The sequence below is a fragment of the Frigoribacterium sp. R86507 genome (assembly GCF_044597695.1).
Classification (GTDB): Bacteria; Actinomycetota; Actinomycetes; order Actinomycetales; family Microbacteriaceae; genus Frigoribacterium.
In genome coordinates this window covers 1,517,532-1,535,890 of sequence record NZ_CP139002.1, presented here as the reverse complement: position 1 = coordinate 1,535,890, position 18,359 = coordinate 1,517,532, and the positions used below count along the sequence as shown (strand labels likewise).

The following is an 18,359-nucleotide window of genomic DNA, read 5'->3' as shown; positions in this document are numbered from 1 at the left end:
CTCGCGCGGGGCGGCGGGCCGCGGTCGATGCGGCGGGTTCCCGTCGGTGGCGGCGGGCCGGCGCCGACCCACCGGCGACGACACGGACCCGCCGCAGCCGGGTAGAACGAGAAGCAGACGACACGAGGAGGCGCGCGATGGCGGGCAAGGGACGCGGCGAGACCGTCGAGGTCGGCGGGCACCGGCTGCAGCTGACGAACCTCGACAAGGTGCTCTACCCCGACGCGGGCACGACCAAGGCCGACGTGCTGGGCTACTACGCCGCCGTCGCCGAGTGGATGCTGCCGCACGTCGAGGGCCGCCCGGCGACCCGCAAGCGCTGGGTGAACGGCGTCGACGGCGAGGTGTTCTTCGAGAAGAATCTGCCCGACTCCGCACCCGACTGGGTCGCCCGGCACAGCATCGAGCACAAGGACCACGCGAACGTCTACCCGATGGTCAACGACGTGGCGACGCTCACCTGGCTGGCGCAGGTCGCCGCGCTCGAGGTGCACGTGCCGCAGTGGCGGTTCGGCCCGAAGGGGGCGCAGCGCAACCCCGACCGGCTGGTGCTCGACCTCGACCCGGGCGAGGGCGTCGGCCTCGCCGAGTGCGTCGCGGTGGCGCAGCTGCTGAAGCCGATCGTCGAGGGCATGGGCCTCGAGCTGATGCCCGTCACGAGCGGCAGCAAGGGCGTGCACCTCTACGCCCGGCTCGACGGGAAGCAGACCAGCGCCCAGGTCGGCGAGGTGGCCCACGAGCTGGCCCGCGCGATGGAGGCCGACCACCCCGACCTCGTCCTGAGCACCATGGGCAAGGCCGACCGTCGGGGCAAGGTGCTGCTCGACTGGTCGCAGAACAACGGGAACAAGACGACCGTCGCGCCGTACTCGCTGCGCGGCCGCTCCCGACCGACCGTGGCCATGCCGCGCACCTGGCGTGAGCTCGCCTCGAAGACGCTGGTGCAGCTCGAGTACACCGACGTGCTCTCGCGGCTGAAGCGGCGGGGCGACCCCCTGGCCGACGTCTCGGCGCACGTGCCGGTGCCGTCGGGCGAACTGGGCGAGGACTTCCGCAACACCGAGTCCACCGACCACGACCCCGCCGAGAAGACGCGCGACCGCCTCGAGGTCTACCGCTCCAAACGCGACGCGACGAAGACCGCCGAGCCCGTGCCCGCCGACGCGCCCGCCTCGACCGACGGCACGAGCTTCGTCATCCAGGAGCACCACGCCAGCTCGCTGCACTGGGACTTCCGGCTCGAGCACGACGGCGTGCTCGTGAGCTGGGCGCTGCCGAAGGGCGAGCCCGATGACCCCGACACGAACCACCTCGCCGTGCAGACCGAGGACCACCCGCTCGAGTACGGCACGTTCGAGGGCACCATCGCCAAGGGCGAGTACGGGGCCGGCGAGGTCACGATCTGGGACTCGGGCGAGTACGACCTCGAGAAGTGGCGCGACGGGAAGGAGGTCATCGTCGTGCTGCACGGCGAGCAGCGCGGCACCCGACGCGTCGCTCTGATCCACACCGGGCACGGCGGCGGGCGGGCCGAGTCGAACTGGCTCATCCACCGCATGAAGGACGACGCCGACGACGGCGCGCACGGCGCGGGCGGGAACGGCGCGGGCGGCCACGGTGCGAGGTCGCGGGTCGGCAACTCCTCACGCACGTCGTCCGCGACCGGCGGCTCCCCCGAGAAGTCGGGCCGCGCCTCCTCGGCTCGCGACAGGAAGCAGGAGTTCCCCGCACCCGACCCGGTCGCGCCGATGCTGGCGACGACCGGCGACGCGCACGACGTGTCCGAGGGCGGGTGGGCGTTCGAGATGAAGTGGGACGGCATCCGTGCCGTGGCGGTCGTCCACGACGGCGCCGTCACGCTGACCAGCCGCAACGGCAACGACCTGACCCCGGCCTACCCCGAGCTGCAGGTGCTGGCCGAGCGGGTCGACGGCGACGGAGGCGCGGTGCTCGACGGCGAGATCGTCGCCGTCGACGAGAAGGGGCGCCCCGACTTCGGGCTGCTCCAGACGCGCATGGGGCTGACACGGCCCCGCGACGTGGCCCGGGCCGCCAAGGGCGCGCCGGTGAAGCTGCTGTTGTTCGACGTCATGCGGGCCGAGGGGCGCTCGCTCGTGAAGGACGGGTACGACGACCGGCGCGACGTGCTCGAACGGATCGTCGAGAGCGGCGGGGCCGTCGACGTGCCCCCGGCGTTCGACGGCGACCTGGAGGCGGCGGTCGCGACCTCGAAGCGCCTCCGGCTCGAGGGCGTGGTCGCCAAGCGACGTGACGCGACCTACAGCGCCGGCCGCCGCTCCCGGGCCTGGATCAAGATGAAGCACCACCAGACGCAGGAGGTCGTGATCGCCGGCTGGCGCCCCGGTGCCGGACGGCGGGCGGACGGCGTTGGCTCGCTGCTGATGGGCGTGCCGGGCGACGAAGGGCTGCAGTACGTCGGCCGGGTCGGCACGGGGTTCACCGACCGCGAGCTCGACGAGCTGCTGCCGTCGCTGCGGGCGGCCGAGCGGAAGACCAGCCCGCTGGTGGGCGTCCCGGCGGTCGACGCACGGGACGCGCACTGGGTCACTCCCTCGCGAGTGGGCGAGGTGTCGATCGCCGAGTGGACCTCGACCGGGCGACTGCGGCAGCCGAGCTGGCGGGGGTGGCGGCCCGACAAGTCGCCGGACGACGTCGTCCGCGAGGGGTGAGGGCGCGCCGTCGGGCGGCGGGCGGCCTGCGAGACCCGGCCCGCGCCTCCTGCCGCCATGCCGCCACACCGCCACGAAGTAAACACGCCGCCACCCGATTGCGTGGCGGCGTGTTCATCTCGTGGCTGGACGTGGGGACAGCGGGGTATCGGTCTGCTCCCGTCGGGTGTTGAGTGCAGCATGAGCACACCTCCCCCGGCCCCGAGCGATGCCGCGACCCTGCGCGGGCGGCGGATCGTGCTCGTCGTCGCCGTGCTGGCCTCGTTCGTGGCGTTCCTCGACGGGTCGATCGTCACGGTGGCCCTGCCCGCGATCGCCCGCGAGCTCGGCGGCGGCACGTCCGGCGACGCCGCGGCGACCGGCGACGGAGGTGCCGGTCTCGCCCTGCAGCAGTGGGTGGTCGACGCGTACCTGCTGACGCTCGGGTCGCTCATGCTCGTGGCGGGCTCGCTCAGCGACACGTTCGGCCGCGTGCGGGTGCTGCGCGCGGGGCTGATCGGGTTCGCCGTGACCAGCGTGCTCGCCGCCCTCGCGCCCGACCCGGGCCTGCTGGTCGCCGCCCGGGCCCTGCAGGGCGTCACCGCGGCCCTCCTCGTGCCGAGCAGCCTCGCCCTGATCACCTCGACCTTCAGCGGACCGGCGCAGGGCAAGGCCATCGGCAGCTGGACGGCCTGGACCGGCGTCGCGTTCCTGATCGGCCCGCTGACCGGCGGCGCACTGGTCGACACGCTCGGCTGGCGCTGGGTGTTCGCCGTCGTGGTCGTGCCGGTCGTCCTCACCCTCGTGTTGATGACCCGCCTGCCCGGCGACGCCCACCGGGGGAGCGACGGCGCTCCCCCGCGGGTCGACGCCGTGGGCGCCGTGCTGGCCGCGGTCGGCCTCGCCGGGCCGGTCTTCGCGCTGATCGAGGGGCAGCGGGTCGGGTTCGGCGCGTGGTTCGTCGTCCTGCCGCTCGTGGTCGGCCTCGCCGCGCTCGCCGCCTTCGTCTGGTGGGAGCGCCGCACGCCCGCCCCGATGATGCCCCTCACGCTGTTCCGCACCCGCACCTTCACGGTCGGCAACCTGGCCACGGTCGGCATCTACGCGGCCCTCAGCCTCGGCACCCTGACCATCCCGCTGGTGGTGCAAGAGCTGGCGGGTCTGACGGCGACCCTGGCCGGGCTCGTCACCCTGCCGACGACGATCGTGTCGCTGCTGTTCTCGACCCTGTTCGGCACGCTCGCCGCCACCCACGGCCCGCGTCTGTTCATGACCGTCGGGCCCCTGATCACCGCGAGCGGGTTCCTCTGGATGCTGCTCGTGCGCGATCCGATCGACGTCTGGTGGCAGGTCGTGCCCGGAGTGGTCCTGTTCGGCTTCGGCCTCTCGGTGACCGTGGCTCCGCTCACCTCGACGGTGCTCTCGCAGATCCCGGCGGCGCAGTCGGGCATCGCCTCCGCGGTCAACAACGCGATCTCACGGGTGGCCGGGCTCGTCGCGGTCGCGTTCCTGGGCGTGATCGCCGGAGGCGCGCTCACGGTGGGCGGGTTCCACCGCGTCGTCATCGTGGTCGCCGTGCTGCTCGGGGTGAGCGCGCTGGTGTCGTTCGTCGGTCTGCGCGACCGCACCCGCGCCTCCTGAGCTCGCCGAGCGCAGGCGACCGGCAGGAGGCGCGGTGTCAGCCCCCGAAGCGGCGCCAGGAGGCGTCCTGCTGGGCCAGGCGACGCAGGGCCAGCAGCAGCGGCTCGACGAGCACGGTGCCGAGCACGACGTACTGCACCGCGGCGTCCACGGAGTCGACCGGGATGCCCGCGATCTCGGCCTCGGCGACCTCGGCCATCGACCGCGCGTAGCCGTCGAGGGCTCCGTCGGGCAGCTCGAACCCCGCGGCGTCGAGCCCGTCGACCGCGGCCTCGAGCGCGGCGAGCACGTCGACCGACCCCGGGTCGATCGTCCACCCCCAGCCGGCCACGAGCGCCTCGGCACGCCCGAGGTCGACGCCCTCGGGGGCCGTCGCGGTGACCGCGGTCTGTGCGACGCCGAGGACCTCGGCGACGCTCTCGTGCTCACCGTCGAGTTGCCCGAGGACGGCTCGGACCCCGGCGACGCTCAGCCCGCCCGCACCGAGCAGGGCCCGCACGAGCCGCAGCCGACGCACGTGCTCGTCGCCGTAGCGCGCCTGCGTCGCGCTGGTGCGCTCGCCCTCGGGCAGCAGCCCCTCGCGCAGGTAGTACTTGATCGTGGCGACGGGCACCCCGGTCGTCTCGGCGAGCTGGGAGATGCGCACGGATTACCCCTTGACATTGGATAGCGTGACTCTCCAATATTGGAGAGCGCCACTATCCATCTAAGGAGACATCATGCCGCGAGTCAACCCGGGCCGCACCACGCACGAGCACGACGGCGAGCTCGTCGTCTTCCTGATCGGCATGACGATCAACCGCTGGTGGCGACCCGACCTGTGGCTGCCCGTGTTCGGCGCGATGACCCCGATGTTGACCGAGCTGATGCGCGACCCCGAGAGCGGACTCGCCAACACGCGCCTGACGATCGGCCACGGCGGCCCCGTGCTCGTGCAGTACTGGACCTCGCTCGAGAAGCTCTACGCGTACGCGAGTTCGCCCCAGCAGGCCCACCGACCGGCCTGGACGGCGTTCAACCGCCGGGCGCGCAAGGCCCCGGGAGCCGTCGGCATCTGGCACGAGACCTTCGTGGTCGAGCGGGCCGAGAGCCTGTACGTGGGCATGGCGCCGTCGGGGCTGGCCAAGGCGACCCGGTCGGTGCCGGTCGGTCCGCGGAGCGACACCGCACGGGCCCGGGCCGCGAGCGGCCGGACCCCCGGCGCCGCGTCGGCCTGACGCCGCGCGCCGCCCCACCGCCCCGCCCAGCCCGGCCGCCCCGGGCCGGGCCGGGCCGCGCCGGTCACCGCACCGCGTTTCGTGCACCGCACCCGGTCTAGACGAGGAGCCGTGCACGGAACGCGGTGCGCTGTGGATCGGTCGGCCGCACGGGGCCCTACAGCACCCATTGCCCTGAGCCGCCTGTGACCCTACGATGAGCCAGACGTGAGCCGCCCTCGTTCGGGGGTGGCTCCAGCTCTGTCGTGAGACAGCCGTGATTACAAGGGAGTAATCGTGTCCGCTGCCCCTGCCCGCCCTTCCTCGACGCCCCGATCGCGGCCCGTTCGGCCCGCGCGCCGTCCGCGCCGCGGCCTCGCGCTCGCCGCCGCCACCGCCGCCGCGGCCCTGCTGCTCAGCGGCCTGCCCACGATCGCCGCGCAGGCCGCCCCGGTCGACCTCGCCCGTTTCGGCACGGTCACCGCCTCGGCGAGCCAGGCCGACGGCGACGGCACGTTCCCCGCCGACGCCCTGATCGACGGCGACCCGGCGACCCGCTGGGCCAGCGGCAACGGCCCCGACGAGGACGTCGAGTTCACCGCGTCGGTGATCGTCGACCTCGGCGGCACCGCGCGCGTCGACGCGATCGGCCTCGACTGGGAGGCCTCGTACGCGACCGACTACACGGTCGACGTCACGTCGGGCGACCCGACCCTGCCCGCGAGCTGGACCACCGCGCAGACCGTCACGAGCGACGGCGGGCGCGACGACGTCACCCTGTCGACCCCGACCGACGCCCGCTACGTCCGGGTCAGCATGCTGCAGCGCTCGGCGGCGACCTGGGACCCGGCCCGCCCCCACTTCTACGGCTACTCGGCCTTCGGCCTGCAGGTCTTCGGCGAGGCGCAGACCCGCTCGGTCACCTTCGACCGGTCGACCGCGACCGTCGCGGCCGGCCAGACCCTGACCGCGGGACTCAGCCTCACCGGTCCGAGCGACGAGCCGGTCACCGTCCGTGTGCGCTCGACCGGCGGCACGGCCACGGCGGGCACCGACTACGCGGCCCTCGACGAGACCGTGACCTTCGCGCCCGGCGAGACCAGCGCCTCCGTCGCCCTCGTCACGACCTCGACGGGCGCCCTCAGCCCGCGCAGGACCATCGAACTGACCGCGTCCGAGCCGAGCGACCCGACCGTCGTCGGCACGCGCGCCACCCTCACCGTGACGCTCACCCCGACGGGCGCCCTGCCGAACGTCGGCGCGACGACCGTGCTCGACGACTTCGAGGGCGGCGTGCCGACCGGCTACTTCGGCTGGGGCCAGAGCCCCGCCGTCACCCCGGCGCTCGACACCGTGGAGGCGCAGCGCGAGGGAGCGACGGGCGTCCGGGCCCTGCGTGCCACCGTCGCCGGCCCGACCACCGCCGAGAGCTGGTTCGGGTTCTCACACGACGTCCCCGCCACCGACTGGAGCGACCACGACGGCTTCTCGTTCTGGTTCAAGGGCACCGCCTCGGGCCTGTCCCTGCGCTACGAGCTGAAGAACGGCGACGGCGCCCTCTTCGAGCAGACCGTCGTCGACGACAGCGCCGACTGGAAGCAGGTCAGCGTGCTGTTCGCCGACCTGCGGCAGAAGGACCAGCCGTCGAGCGACCTGCGCTTCGACCCGTCGGCATCGACCGGCTTCGCCGTCACCCTGACCCCCCTCGGCGCCGGCACCTGGCAGTTCGACGACGTCGCCCTGTTCGAGCGCGCGACGATGATCGAGGACTTCGAGGGCGACGTCCCGCTCGGCACGACCGCCGACCCGGTCGGTTTCTTCACCTGGGGCTCCCCTGCCCCGCTCGAGCCCACGATCAGCCGCGACGTCACCGTGCAGGAGCGCGACGGCCGCGCCGACAACCACGTGCTGAGCGGCACCTCGTCGATCCCCGCGGGCGGCTACGGCGGGCTCAGCCACAACCTGGCCGACAGCCAGGACTGGTCGAGCTACCAGGGCCTGCGCTTCTGGTGGTACGCCTCGCAGGCGAACAACCCGGCCTCGCCGACGGCGGGGGCCGACATCAAGGTCGAGATCAAGGACGGTGACCCGGCCGGCGGCGACACGGCCGAGACCAGCGAACTCTGGGCCACCACGTTCAAGGACAACTGGGGCAGCAGCACCAGCCGCTGGAAGCTCGTCGAACTGCCCTTCTCGGCGTTCACCCCGTCGGGCTACCAGCCGGGCGACGCGGCGACGACGAACGGCACGCTCGACCTGACGAGCGCGTTCGGCTACTCGTTCACCTTCACCCCGGGCACGCCCGCCCCGGTCGGGTTCGCGATCGACGACACGCAGCTCTACGGCACCCCGGCGAGCGCCGCGTCCGTCACGGTGGACCCGTCGCAGGACGTCTACCTGGTCGACGCGGGCGGCTCGGTCGAGATCCCGCTGACGGTGACGACGGCCGGTGACGAGCCCCTGGCGTCGGACGTGTCGGTCGACTGGTCGACCGCGGACGGCACGGCCGTCGAAGGCACCGACTACGAGGCGGCGTCCGGCACGGTGACCTTCGCGGCGGGGACCGCCTCGGGGACGGCGCAGTCCGTGACCGTGTCGACCCGCGCCTCCTCGGGGGCCGCCGAGTCGAAGGAGTTCGCGGTCTCGCTGGCGTCGACCACGGCGAAGGTCGGCGACGGTCCGCGCGTCGTGATCGGCGCGCACGACCTGCCGTACCTCGACCCGGCGCTACCGACGGCCGACCGTGTGGCCGACCTGCTCGGCCGCATGACGCTCGACGAGAAGGTGGGGCAGATGGCACAGGCCGAGCGGCTCGGCCTGTCGTCGCCGCAGGACGTCAGCGGACGCGCGCTCGGCTCGCTGCTGAGCGGTGGCGGCTCGGTGCCCGAGGGCAACACCGCGGTGGCGTGGGCCGACATGGTCGACGCGTACCAGCGCGAGGCACTCTCGACGCGGTTGCAGATCCCGATGGTCTACGGCGTGGACGCCGTGCACGGCCACAGCAACGTGGTGGGCGCGACGATCTTCCCGCACAACACGGGCCTCGGCGCGACCCGTGACCCGGCCCTGGTCGAGCGCATCGCCGAGGTCACCGCGACCGAGGTGCGGGCGACCGGTGTGCCGTGGACCTTCGCCCCCTGCCTCTGCGTCTCGCGCGACGAGCGATGGGGTCGCAGCTACGAGTCCTTCGGCGAGGACCCCGACCTGGTGCGCACGTTCGCGGCCCCGTCGGTGATCGGCCTGCAGGGCGACGACCCGACCGACATCGGCGGCGCCGACGAGGTGCTCGCCACGGCCAAGCACTGGGCCGGCGACGGCGGCACGAGCTACGACGAGTCCGTGGCAGGCACGGGTGCGTACCCGATCGACCAGGGCGTCACGAGCGCCGACTCGCTCGAGGACTTCACCCGACTGCACGTCGACCCCTACCTGCCGGCCCTCGAGGCGGGCGTGGGCACGATCATGCCGTCGTACTCGGCGGTCGACCTGGGCGACGGGCCCGTGCGCATGCACGAGAACGCCGCGCTGAACAACGACCTGCTGAAGGGCGACCTGGGCTTCCAGGGCTTCCTCATCAGCGACTGGGAGGGCATCGACAAGCTGCCCGGCGGCGACTACGCCGACAAGGCCGTGCGCTCGGTGAACGCCGGTCTCGACATGGCGATGGCGCCCTACAACTACGGGGCGTTCATCGACGCGATCGTGGCCGCCGTCCGCTCGGGCGACGTCTCCGAGTCGCGGGTCGACGACGCCGTACGGCGCATCCTCACGCAGAAGTTCGACCTGAACCTGTTCGAGCAGCCCTTCGCCGACCGGACCAACGTCGACGGCGTCGGTTCGGCCGAGAACCGCGCCGTGGCCCGTCAGGCCGCAGGCGAGTCGCAGGTGCTGCTGAAGAACGCCGGAGGCGCGCTGCCGTTGGCCGCGGACGCCGACCTGTACGTCGCCGGCTCGAGCGCGGACGACCTCGGCCGCCAGATGGGTGGCTGGACGATCAGCTGGCAGGGCGGATCGGGCGACACGACGACCGGCACGAGCATCGCGGAGGGCATCCGCGAGGTGGCGCCCGGTGCGTCGGTCACGCTGAGCCCCGACGCCTCGGCCCCGATCGGGGCCGGCCAGACCGGTGTCGTCGTGGTCGGCGAACGTCCGTACGCCGAGGGCCAGGGCGACGTGCCCAACAACGGCTCGAGCCTGTCGCTGACGGCGTCCGACCAGGCGATCGTCGACGAGGTCTGCGCCGCCACCGCGTCGTGCGTGGTGCTCGTGGTCTCGGGCCGCCCGCAGCTGCTCGGCGACGTCGTGAGCGTGGCCGACGCGGTCGTCGCCTCGTCGCTGCCCGGCTCCGAGGGCGCCGGCGTCGCCGACGTGCTGTTCGGCGACCGGCCCTTCACCGGGCGGCTGCCCGTGACCTGGGCGGCCCGCGCCGACCAGGTGCCGATCAACGTCGGCGACGCCGACTACGAGCCGCTCTACCCGTACGGCTGGGGTCTGCGCACCGACGGTGCCCGCGAGCGGCTGGAGGCGCTGGTCGCCTCCCTGCCCGAGGGTGCGTCCCGTACCGCGGTGCAGGCCGTGCTCGACGCCGACGTGTGGGACGGCGACGGTGCGGCGACGGACGCTGCCGCCGCGCTGCGCCTCCTGCTCGCCGCGGTCACCCCGTTCGCCGGCACCGACCTCGGCACGATGGCCACGGCGGACGACCTCGTGTCGGTCGCCCGCGACCTCGCCCAGCAGGCGATGGTCGACGGCACGGCGGCCGACGGATCGGCGGCCCTGACGGCCGACGCCGAGAACGCGCTGCAGCGCGGGCTGCCCGACGTGGCGCTCGCGCGGTTCGCCTCGGCGCTCGGCATCGACCTGGGCGTCGCCGAGCCGACCAAGGACGTCGTGCCCGGCACGCTCGACCCCTCCACCGCCCGCCCGGGCGACACGGTGTCGATCACGGCGACCGGCTTCGGCGCCGGCGAGGACCTCGCGGGCACCGTGTTCTCCGAGCCGCAGTCGATCGGCGGGACCACGGCCACGGCGGCCGGGGTCGGCGTGCTGCGGTTCGTCGTGCCGGCCGACCTCGAGCCCGGGACGCACGTCGTCGAACTCGAGGGGCCCGGGCAGATCGCCCGTGCCACGCTGACCGTGCTCGCCGCGACGGTGCCGGGTGACCCGGGGACGCCGGGTGGCGGGACGCCCGGCACGCCGGGTGGTGGCGGGCCGGGCAGCGGCTCGGGCTCGGGTTCCGGCTCGGGCGGCACCGTCGTGGCGTCGCCGGCCGGGCTCGCGTGGACCGGCTCGGGCGAGTGGATCGGCATCGCCGTCGCGGCGTTCCTCATCGTGGCGCTCGGGGTCGCCCTGCGGCTGCGTCGCCCGCGCGACCGCGGCTGAGGCGCCGCGCCGCACCGCGCCTCCCCCTCGAACCCCGTTTCGAACGATGCACCCCGTTTCTTCCGGGTTCATCGTTCGAAACGGGGTTCTTCGTCGCGGCGGCGCTCTCGATGCGGGTCCGGCCCCGCTGCTAGCGTCGCGGGGTGCTCACCACCGACCGCCTGCTGCTGCGTCGCTGGCGCGAGTCCGACCGCGAGCCGTTCGCGGCCCTCAACGCCGACCCCGAGGTGATGCGGTACTTCCCCGCGACCCGTACGCGCGCCGAGAGCGACGCCATGGTCGACCGGCTCGACGCCGCGATCGAGGCGGACGGCTTCGGGCTGTGGGCCGTCGAACGTCGCGACTCGGCGACCTTCGTCGGCTTCGTCGGGCTGTCCCGCCCGACCTTCGATCCGGCGCTCGTCGGGCAGGTCGAGATCGGCTGGCGCCTCGCCCGCGAGGCCTGGGGTCAGGGCTTCGCCACCGAGGCCGCCCGTGAGGTGGTCCGGTTCGCGTTCGATCCGTCCGGTGCCGACCTGCCCGGCCTGATCAGCTTCACGGCGGCGGTCAACGAACCGTCCGGCCGCGTGATGCGCCGCCTCGGCATGACGCACGACCCCGCCGACGACTTCGAGCACCCCGCGCTGCCGCCCGGCCACGCGCTGCGACCGCACGTGCTGTACCGGCTGAGCCGCGCCTCCTGACCCCGCCGGGAACCCCGTTCCGCGCCATGAACCACGAAGGAACGGGGTTCTCCGCACGGAACGGGGTTCATCGCGTGGTGGGCCCGTCGCCGACCCCGACCCCGGTCAGCCCGTCGTCCGCGTCCGTCGCGACGAGCGCCTCGCCCACCTCGGCCAGCGGGATCGTCCTGCCGACGAGCGACTCGAGCGGCCACCGCCGCCACGCTGCGGACGCCCACGCCACGGCCGCATCCAGCCGCTCGGGCTCGGCGTCGCGCACGCCGGTGACCGTGACGAGACCCTCGACCAGCCGGGCGCCGCTCACGCTCACCTCCCGACCGCCCGCCGCCGCCGCCGACCCCGCCGACACCACGACTCCCCCGACGGCCACCTGTCCGACCAGGGCCGACACCCCGGCGACCCCTTCGAACGAGAGTCCGACCGTGCGGTGACGCCCCGACCGGTCGACCGACGCGAGCACCCGTGACAGGGCGTGCGACCCGGTCGACGCCGCGGGGTCGGCCACGGCGACGGCGCCGAACGCGCGCGACCGCTCGCGCCGCGCCTCCTGGGGGTCGACGACCACGACGCGCGCCCCGGCGTCGGCGGCCATCGCCGTCGCGACCAGTCCGACGGCGCCTGCGCCGGACACGACGACGACCTGCCCCGCGAGCGACGGCACCCCCGAGAGCCCGATCACCGAGGAGGCGCGGTGCAGCACCTCCGCGGCCGTCGCGGTCACGCGCGCCATCGGGGCGAGCACGGCGGCAGGCACGTCGTCGGCGACGACCACCACGGCGGTCCCCCGGCGCAGGTGCACGTGGCTCGCGACCGCGCCGGACAGCTGCCAGCTGCGCCGCGTGCGCTCCTCGCCGTACCGCTCGCCCGAGACGCACGCCGAGGCCAGACCCCGATGACAGGGGACGCACCGCCCGCACGCGACCGCGCCGGACCAGACGACGCGCATGCCGGACCGCAGCCGACGACCGTCGTGCGCCCGGGCATGCTCGTCGGCCTCGACGACCCGCCCGACCGCCGAGCCGCCCGGCACCACGGGCAGGGACGCCGCACCACGGCCGACGAGGGCGAGCACCTCGTCCGGGCCGAAGGCGGCGAGCTCGACGGCGACCAGGGCGTCCCCCCGCGCCAGGCGCACGCCGGGCACCGCGATCTCGCTGAAGCCGAGTCCCGTGCCGAGCCAGACCTGTGCCGTCGCCGGCGGGTCGAGGCACACGTCGTGGCCGTCGAGCACGGGACGCATCGGGTCGACCCGCAGCCGCCCCGCCTGCGTCGCCCTCGACATCGTCCCCCACCCCTCGCACCCGGCCGCCGGTGCACGCCACGAGCCTAGGCAGGGCGGGTGGCGGCCCGGCGAACCCCCGGCGTCCACCGGGTGAACGCGCCGATCCGCCGAGAGGGCGGAAGATGCCGTCGCCCACCTCGTGACCAGCGCCTTCTGCCCACTCGAGCACCGGTCACGAACACCGGTCACGAACACCGGCAGGAGCGCAGGAGGCGCGGGTCGGGTCAGGCGACCGGCGTCAGTCCCAGCGCCCGGATCACGTCGTCGGCCTCGTCCTCAGGCGAGCGACCGGCGTCGACCACGACGTGGCGTTCGTCGGCCTCGGGCGGTTCGAGCGTCGCGACCTGCGAGTCGAGCAGTGCCGTAGGCATGAAGTGTCCCTCACGGGCGGCCATGCGGTCGCCGAGCAGGTCGCGGCTGCCGCGCAGGTAGACGAAGACGACGTTGTGCTCGCGCAGCACGTCGCGGTACTTCCGCTTCAGCGCCGAGCAGGTGATCACGCCCGGCACGCCCGCCATGGCGTGTTCGACGATCCAGGACGAGACCGTGTCGAGCCAGGGAGCCCGGTCGTCGTCGTCGAGCGGGGTGCCGGCGGCCATCTTCGCGACGTTCTCGTCGGGGTGCAGGTCGTCGCCCTCGTACGAGTCCCAGCCGAGCCGCTCGGCGAGCAGGGCCGCGACCGTCGACTTGCCCGAACCCGACACGCCCATGACGACGAGCACGGGATCGGCGGCGTAGGGCCCGCCCGCCGGCACCGCGCCTCCTGCGTGCGTCGCGGCACCCGAGGAGGCGCGGTCCGCGTTCTCGAGGACGGGCATCAGATGAACACGCTCGCGAGCATGACCCCGGCGAGGGCCGTGAGGCTGAGGACGCACTCCATGAGGCTCCAGGTCTTGAAGTTCTGCCCCACCGTGGTGCCGAGGTACTCCTTGATGAGCCAGAAGCCGGCGTCGTTCACGTGCGACAGGAAGACCGAGCCCGCGCCGATGGCGAGCACCAGCAGCGACGCCTCGGGGGTCGACATGTCGGCGGCGAGCGGGGCCATGATGCCGGCGGCCGTGACCGTGGCGACGGTGGCGGACCCGGTGGCGACGCGCACGAGGGCCGCGACGACCCAGGCGACGAGCAGGACGCTGACGCCCGACTCCGAGACGGCGTCGCCGATGACGGTGCCGATGCCGGTGTCGATCAACACCTGCTTGAACCCGCCGCCGGCGCCGACGATCAGCAGGATGCCGGCGACGTCGGGCAACGACGAGCCGAGCGTCTTCGAGACGGCGGCCTTGTCCATGCCCCCGGCGCGGGCGTAGAAGACCATCGCGTAGAGCACGGCGACGGTCAGCGCGACCATGGGCGTCCCGAGGAACTCGAGCAGGTCGACCCAGGTGCCCGTGGCCGTCGGCAGTGCCGCCTCGCGGATCGATCGGGCGAGCATCAGCACGACGGGCAGCAGGATGCCGACCAGGGCGTTCGCGAAGCTGGGGCGCTTGCGGGCCGAGCCCTCGCCGCCGTCCTCCTCTTTCGAGACGAAGAGGTCGGGCACCGGAACGGGAGCCCACTTCGCGGCGAGCTTCGAGAACAGCGGCCCGGCCACGATCACGGTGGGGATGGCCACGAGCACGCCGAGTCCGAGGGTGAGACCGAGGTCGGCGCCGACGGTCGACACGGCGAGCAGCGGACCGGGGTGCGGGGGCACGAGGGCGTGCATCGCCGAGAGGCCGGCGAGCGCCGGGATCGCGATGCGCATGAGCGGCAGGCCCGAGCGGCGGGCGACGAGCACGATCACCGGGATCAGCAGCACGAGGCCGACCTCGAAGAACATCGGCAGGCCGATCAGCGCGCCGATCAGGGCCATCACCCAGGGCAGTGCCTTCTGGGACGAGCGCGAGATCAGGGTGTCGACGATGCGGTCGGCTCCGCCCGAGTCGCTGAGCAGCTTGCCGAACATCGCACCGAGTCCGATGAGGATGCCGACGCTCGTCATGGTCGAGCCGAAGCCGGTGCCGAAGCTCGTGACGGCGTCGCCCGGGGCGAGGCCCGCGCCGATGCCGACCCCGACGGCGCCGAGCAGCAGCGCGAGGAAGGGGTGGACCTTCAGCCAGGTGATGAGGCCGACGATCACGACGATGCCCACGAGGGCCGCGATGATCAACTGCGCGTCGGTGCCCGAGGGCGTGGGGGCGGCGGTCGCCGCAGCGAGGAGGTGCATTCCGTCGCGTCCTTCCGAGGACGCTTCACTGCGACCTCTTCGTCGTGGGCCGGAGCCCGTGGGGTTGTCGTCCGGCTGCGCCCGACGGATGTCTGGCAGTCTTGTCTCGCGGACGAGTCTGATTAGTGTGAATAATCAGACTTATGAAGTGTGCCACAGTCACCACGACCGCGCCACCCCTCCTTTCCGCACCCCTCTCCCCTAGGAGTCGACGATGACACCCGGACTCTCCGCATCACGAGAACGCGGCCTGCACGCCCGCGTGGTGGACGTCCTCGGCACCGAGATCGTCGACGGCCGGCTCGCCGTGGGCTCCATCCTCAACCTCGACGACCTCGCGGCCCGGTTCACCGTCTCGCGGTCGGTGCTGCGCGAGGCCCTGCGGGTGCTGCAGTCGCTCGGCATGGTCGAACCGCGCCAGCGCATCGGCACGCAGGTGCTCCCCCGCACCTCATGGGACCTCATGAACCCGCAGATCATCCTCTGGCGCGGCCGCAGCCCCGAGTACTTCGTCCAGATGCGCGAGCTGCTCGAGCTGCGACTCGGCCTCGAGCCGGTCGCGGCCCGCTTGAGCGCCCTGGCCTTCACGCCCGACCAGGCCTCGGCCGTCGAGGACGCGGCGCGCACCATGGTGGCGGCCGCCGAGTCCGGGGACGGCCGCGCCTACCTCGAGGCCGACGTCGCCTTCCACACGGCCGTGCTGCGCGGCTCGGGCAACGACGTCATCGGGCACTTCGCCTCGACCGTCGAGGCGCTGCTGCGCACCCGCACCGAAGAACGCCGGTTCACCATCACCGAGTACACGCCCGCGGCGGCCGAGCTGCACCTCGACCTGGCCCTCGCGATCCGGGCCGGCGACGCGGACGCCGCCTTCTCCCGCTCGTGGCAGCTGATCGACACGACCGTCGACGAGTTCGTCGCCGAGTCCGGCGGCTCCCCCGCGACCTGACCCGCGCCTCCGGCACTTCCCATCCCCGCCTGCCCCGCGCCTCCTGTCTTCCCGCCGAATGCAGGCCGGCAATTGCCTCCCGCTGTGTAATTCGCGACCACTCGACTGCGACACGCCGCCCGACGCCCCTCTCAGGCGGCGCGTCGCTCGGTCCCTGTCGGGTTCGGCACGCCTCGCGCCCTGCGGCCGGTCGGGTTCGGCACGCCTCGACCGCCCGGCGGTTCCGGGCGCCGCTCGTACCCGCACGCCGCGCACGGCCGACACACCGAGGAGGCGCGGCGAACGCCCAGGCGCCCGTCACGTCCCGTTCACGCCCCGGTCGCCCCCGGGGTGCAGCATCGACGCATGATCTCGCTCAGCGCCCTCGTGAAGCCCAAGGACGGAATCCACTCGGTCCGCCTGCTCGAGAAGAGCCTCCGCGACCACTACGAGAACGTGCCCGTGAAGGACCACCAGTACCTGGTCCGCTTCGCCGACGGCCCGGCTCTCGTGACCGACGAGCTCGCGGGCCTCCGGGTCGACGTCGTCGTCTCGGACGAGCGGGCCGCGACGCACTTCCGCGAGGCGCTGGCCGGCGAGATCGCGACCCGCGTCCTCGGGCGCACCGTCGACGTCGTGTGGTCGCGGTCGGCGACCGTGCCCGCACCGCTGCGCTGAGGCGCGACGGAGACCGACGAGGTCAGTCGCCCTCGGCGTCGGCGGCGACGATCAACTTCGTCATCGTGCGGTGCAGCACGACGAGCTCGTCGTGCGTCACCCCGAGCCGCGCCATCATGCGGCCGGGGATGCTCTCGGCCTCGCGCCTCAACTCGGCACCCGCCGGGGTCAACTCGATCGACAACGCCCGCTCGTCGTCGGCCCGTCGCCCGCGGGTCAGCAGCCCCTGGGCCTCGAGCCGCTTCAGCAGCGGACTGAGCGTGCCCGGATCGAGCCGCAGCAGACGGCTGAGCTCACGACCCGAGAGCGGTGCGTGCTGCCACAGGGCCAGCATGACGAGGTACTGCGGGTGCGTCAGCCCGAGAGGCTCGAGCACCGGACGGTAGGCCGCCACGACCCCCCGCGACGCGACGGAGAGCGCGAAGCAGATCTGACTCTCGAGCTCGAGCGGGTCCGCGCCCCCGGCTGCGCCGGAACCCGCGTCGCCGACCGCATCCCTGCCCGCAGTACCCGCGACACTCGCGCCCGTGGCACCGGCGGCGCTCATGCCCGCGGCACCGGCGGCGCTCATGCCCGGGGCACCGGGCAGTGCACCATGGTGCGGACGCCCGTCCGATCGACGACGTGCTCGTCCATCGGCGCACCGCAGAGCGGGCAGACGCCACCGTGCTGAGGCGCGACCGCCGGAGCCTCGTTCTTCAACCCCAGCTGAGCGCCGCCGATGTAGGGCCGCAGCCGGGCGTTCATGCGCTCGACCAGGTCGCCGAACCTGCTGCCGTGGTCGTGGTGCCGCTCGGGTCTCGTCATGGTCGTTAGTCTACCAACGATTGGTGCCCCAACGACAGGGCGGCGGTCCGAGACACACGACCGCGCCCGCCCCGACGAACGGGGCGGGCGCGGACGGGCGGAACCGAGGAGGCGCGGCGGGCGCCGGTCAGGCCACCTTGCGACCCTGCGCCAACGTCTGGTGCGCCCGGGCGGCGAGTTCGCCGCGGACCAGCACCTCGTACCGGCCGGCCTCCATGGTGCGGACCGACGAGAAGTCGCGACGACCGCGCAGCATCTTGTGGCCGACGAAGCCCCACAGGGCACCCCACAGCGCACCGAGGCCGACGGCCACGAGCAGCACGCCGATCCACGCAGCGCTCGGGGCGAAGATGCCGAACAGCAGTCCGAGCAGCAGGCCGAACCAGGCACCGCCACCGGCGCCGCGTCCGGCGGCCTTGCCCGAGGTCAGCCGACCCGAGACGTTCTCGACGGTGCGGATGTCGTGTCCGACGATCGAGACGCTCTCGACGGGGAACCCTTCGTCGGACAGCAGGTCGACGGCCGATTGGGCGTCCTCGTACTTGGTGAAGGAGGCGAGCACCTGGGGATAGCCCGCGCCGGCGAAGGCGCCGATGCCACCGGGGCCGGGCGTGCCCGTCGTCGGGGTCGCCTGCGGCCCGGCCTGACCGTGACCGGACTGGCCGTAGCCGGGCTGGCCGTACGGAGCGCCCTGCTGACCGGGCACCTGGCCCGGCTGCTGCCCCTGGTCGGGAGAGGCCGGCTGACCGGCGGGCTGCTGCCCGGTGCCCTGCGGCGCGTACTCGCCGTACGCGGGGCGCGGGCGGTCGTCGGGGGTGGGCGTGGTGTCCTGCTCGTTGCTCATGCTCCCGTTCTATCGCGCTCGCGTCGACGCGGAGGGAATG

At 73.6% G+C, this 18,359-nt stretch carries 14 protein-coding genes; 7 read left to right on the top strand and 7 right to left on the bottom strand.

The genetic code is table 11. The annotated features are described in order from the left end of the window. The first annotated feature begins 137 nt into the window (after positions 1 to 137). Together SJY14_RS07330 and SJY14_RS07325 are read left to right on the top strand one after the other, a co-directional pair. Positions 138 to 2,690 (top strand): ATP-dependent DNA ligase, encoded by a 2,553-nt coding sequence (locus tag SJY14_RS07330; RefSeq protein WP_396600174.1) that lies wholly within the window; start codon positions 138 to 140, stop codon positions 2,688 to 2,690. 180 nt (positions 2,691 to 2,870) lie between these two features. Further along, the gene (locus SJY14_RS07325) at positions 2,871 to 4,310 is read left to right on the top strand and encodes an MFS transporter (protein WP_396600173.1); all 1,440 of its coding nucleotides are present in this window, start codon (positions 2,871 to 2,873) and stop codon (positions 4,308 to 4,310) included. Positions 4,311 to 4,347: 37 nt separating this feature from the next. Here the strand turns inward: SJY14_RS07325 and SJY14_RS07320 are convergent, their stop codons facing one another. Further along, positions 4,348 to 4,956 (bottom strand): MerR family transcriptional regulator, encoded by a 609-nt coding sequence (locus tag SJY14_RS07320; RefSeq protein ID WP_071256602.1) that lies wholly within the window; start codon positions 4,954 to 4,956, stop codon positions 4,348 to 4,350. Positions 4,957 to 5,029: 73 nt separating this feature from the next. On the opposite strand from SJY14_RS07320, the gene SJY14_RS07315 reads away from it, so the two are divergent. From SJY14_RS07315 to SJY14_RS07305, 3 genes are all read left to right on the top strand, one after another. Beyond that, the gene (locus SJY14_RS07315) at positions 5,030 to 5,527 is read left to right on the top strand and encodes a DUF4188 domain-containing protein (RefSeq protein WP_396600172.1); all 498 of its coding nucleotides are present in this window, start codon (positions 5,030 to 5,032) and stop codon (positions 5,525 to 5,527) included. 276 nt (positions 5,528 to 5,803) lie between these two features. After that, positions 5,804 to 10,888, top strand: a complete 5,085-nt coding sequence (locus SJY14_RS07310) for a glycoside hydrolase family 3 N-terminal domain-containing protein (RefSeq protein ID WP_396600171.1) — start codon at positions 5,804 to 5,806, stop codon at positions 10,886 to 10,888. Between the two features lie 143 nt (positions 10,889 to 11,031). Further along, positions 11,032 to 11,571 carry a GNAT family N-acetyltransferase gene (locus SJY14_RS07305; RefSeq protein ID WP_071256605.1) on the top strand — a complete coding sequence of 180 codons (540 nt, stop codon included), beginning with the start codon at positions 11,032 to 11,034 and terminating at the stop codon, positions 11,569 to 11,571. Positions 11,572 to 11,638: 67 nt separating this feature from the next. Here SJY14_RS07305 and SJY14_RS07300 read toward each other — a convergent pair whose 3' ends face one another. From SJY14_RS07300 to SJY14_RS07290, 3 genes are all read right to left on the bottom strand, one after another. Continuing rightward, positions 11,639 to 12,853 carry a zinc-binding dehydrogenase gene (locus SJY14_RS07300; protein WP_071256606.1) on the bottom strand — a complete coding sequence of 405 codons (1,215 nt, stop codon included), beginning with the start codon at positions 12,851 to 12,853 and terminating at the stop codon, positions 11,639 to 11,641. A gap of 224 nt (positions 12,854 to 13,077) precedes the next feature. Further along, positions 13,078 to 13,563: a gluconokinase gene (locus SJY14_RS07295; protein WP_231567136.1), complete on the bottom strand. Its 486-nt coding sequence runs from the start codon at positions 13,561 to 13,563 to the stop codon at positions 13,078 to 13,080. Positions 13,564 to 13,670: 107 nt separating this feature from the next. Beyond that, the gene (locus tag SJY14_RS07290) at positions 13,671 to 15,062 is read right to left on the bottom strand and encodes a GntP family permease (RefSeq protein WP_071256607.1); all 1,392 of its coding nucleotides are present in this window, start codon (positions 15,060 to 15,062) and stop codon (positions 13,671 to 13,673) included. 214 nt (positions 15,063 to 15,276) lie between these two features. Here SJY14_RS07290 and SJY14_RS07285 point away from each other — a divergent pair, with 214 nt between their 5' ends. Both SJY14_RS07285 and SJY14_RS07280 read left to right on the top strand, forming a co-directional pair. After that, entirely contained in the window at positions 15,277 to 16,011 is a 735-nt protein-coding gene (locus SJY14_RS07285) for a FadR/GntR family transcriptional regulator (RefSeq protein WP_071256608.1), read from the top strand. A gap of 345 nt (positions 16,012 to 16,356) precedes the next feature. Continuing rightward, positions 16,357 to 16,668 (top strand): hypothetical protein, encoded by a 312-nt coding sequence (locus SJY14_RS07280; protein WP_043596011.1) that lies wholly within the window; start codon positions 16,357 to 16,359, stop codon positions 16,666 to 16,668. A 22-nt stretch (positions 16,669 to 16,690) separates the two neighbouring features. Here the strand turns inward: SJY14_RS07280 and SJY14_RS07275 are convergent, their stop codons facing one another. The 3 genes from SJY14_RS07275 to SJY14_RS07265 form a co-directional block, all read right to left on the bottom strand. Next, positions 16,691 to 17,239, bottom strand: coding sequence for a MarR family winged helix-turn-helix transcriptional regulator (locus tag SJY14_RS07275; protein WP_396600170.1), 549 nt, complete (start codon positions 17,237 to 17,239; stop codon positions 16,691 to 16,693). Further along, the gene (locus SJY14_RS07270; protein WP_055973623.1) at positions 17,236 to 17,475 is read right to left on the bottom strand and encodes a hypothetical protein; all 240 of its coding nucleotides are present in this window, start codon (positions 17,473 to 17,475) and stop codon (positions 17,236 to 17,238) included. Before SJY14_RS07270 ends, SJY14_RS07275 begins: the two co-directional genes overlap by 4 nt. Positions 17,476 to 17,602: 127 nt before the next feature. Beyond that, complete coding sequence (locus SJY14_RS07265; RefSeq protein ID WP_255364278.1) at positions 17,603 to 18,319, bottom strand: general stress protein; 717 nt, start codon at positions 18,317 to 18,319, stop codon at positions 17,603 to 17,605. Between the last annotated feature and the right edge of the window lie 40 nt (positions 18,320 to 18,359).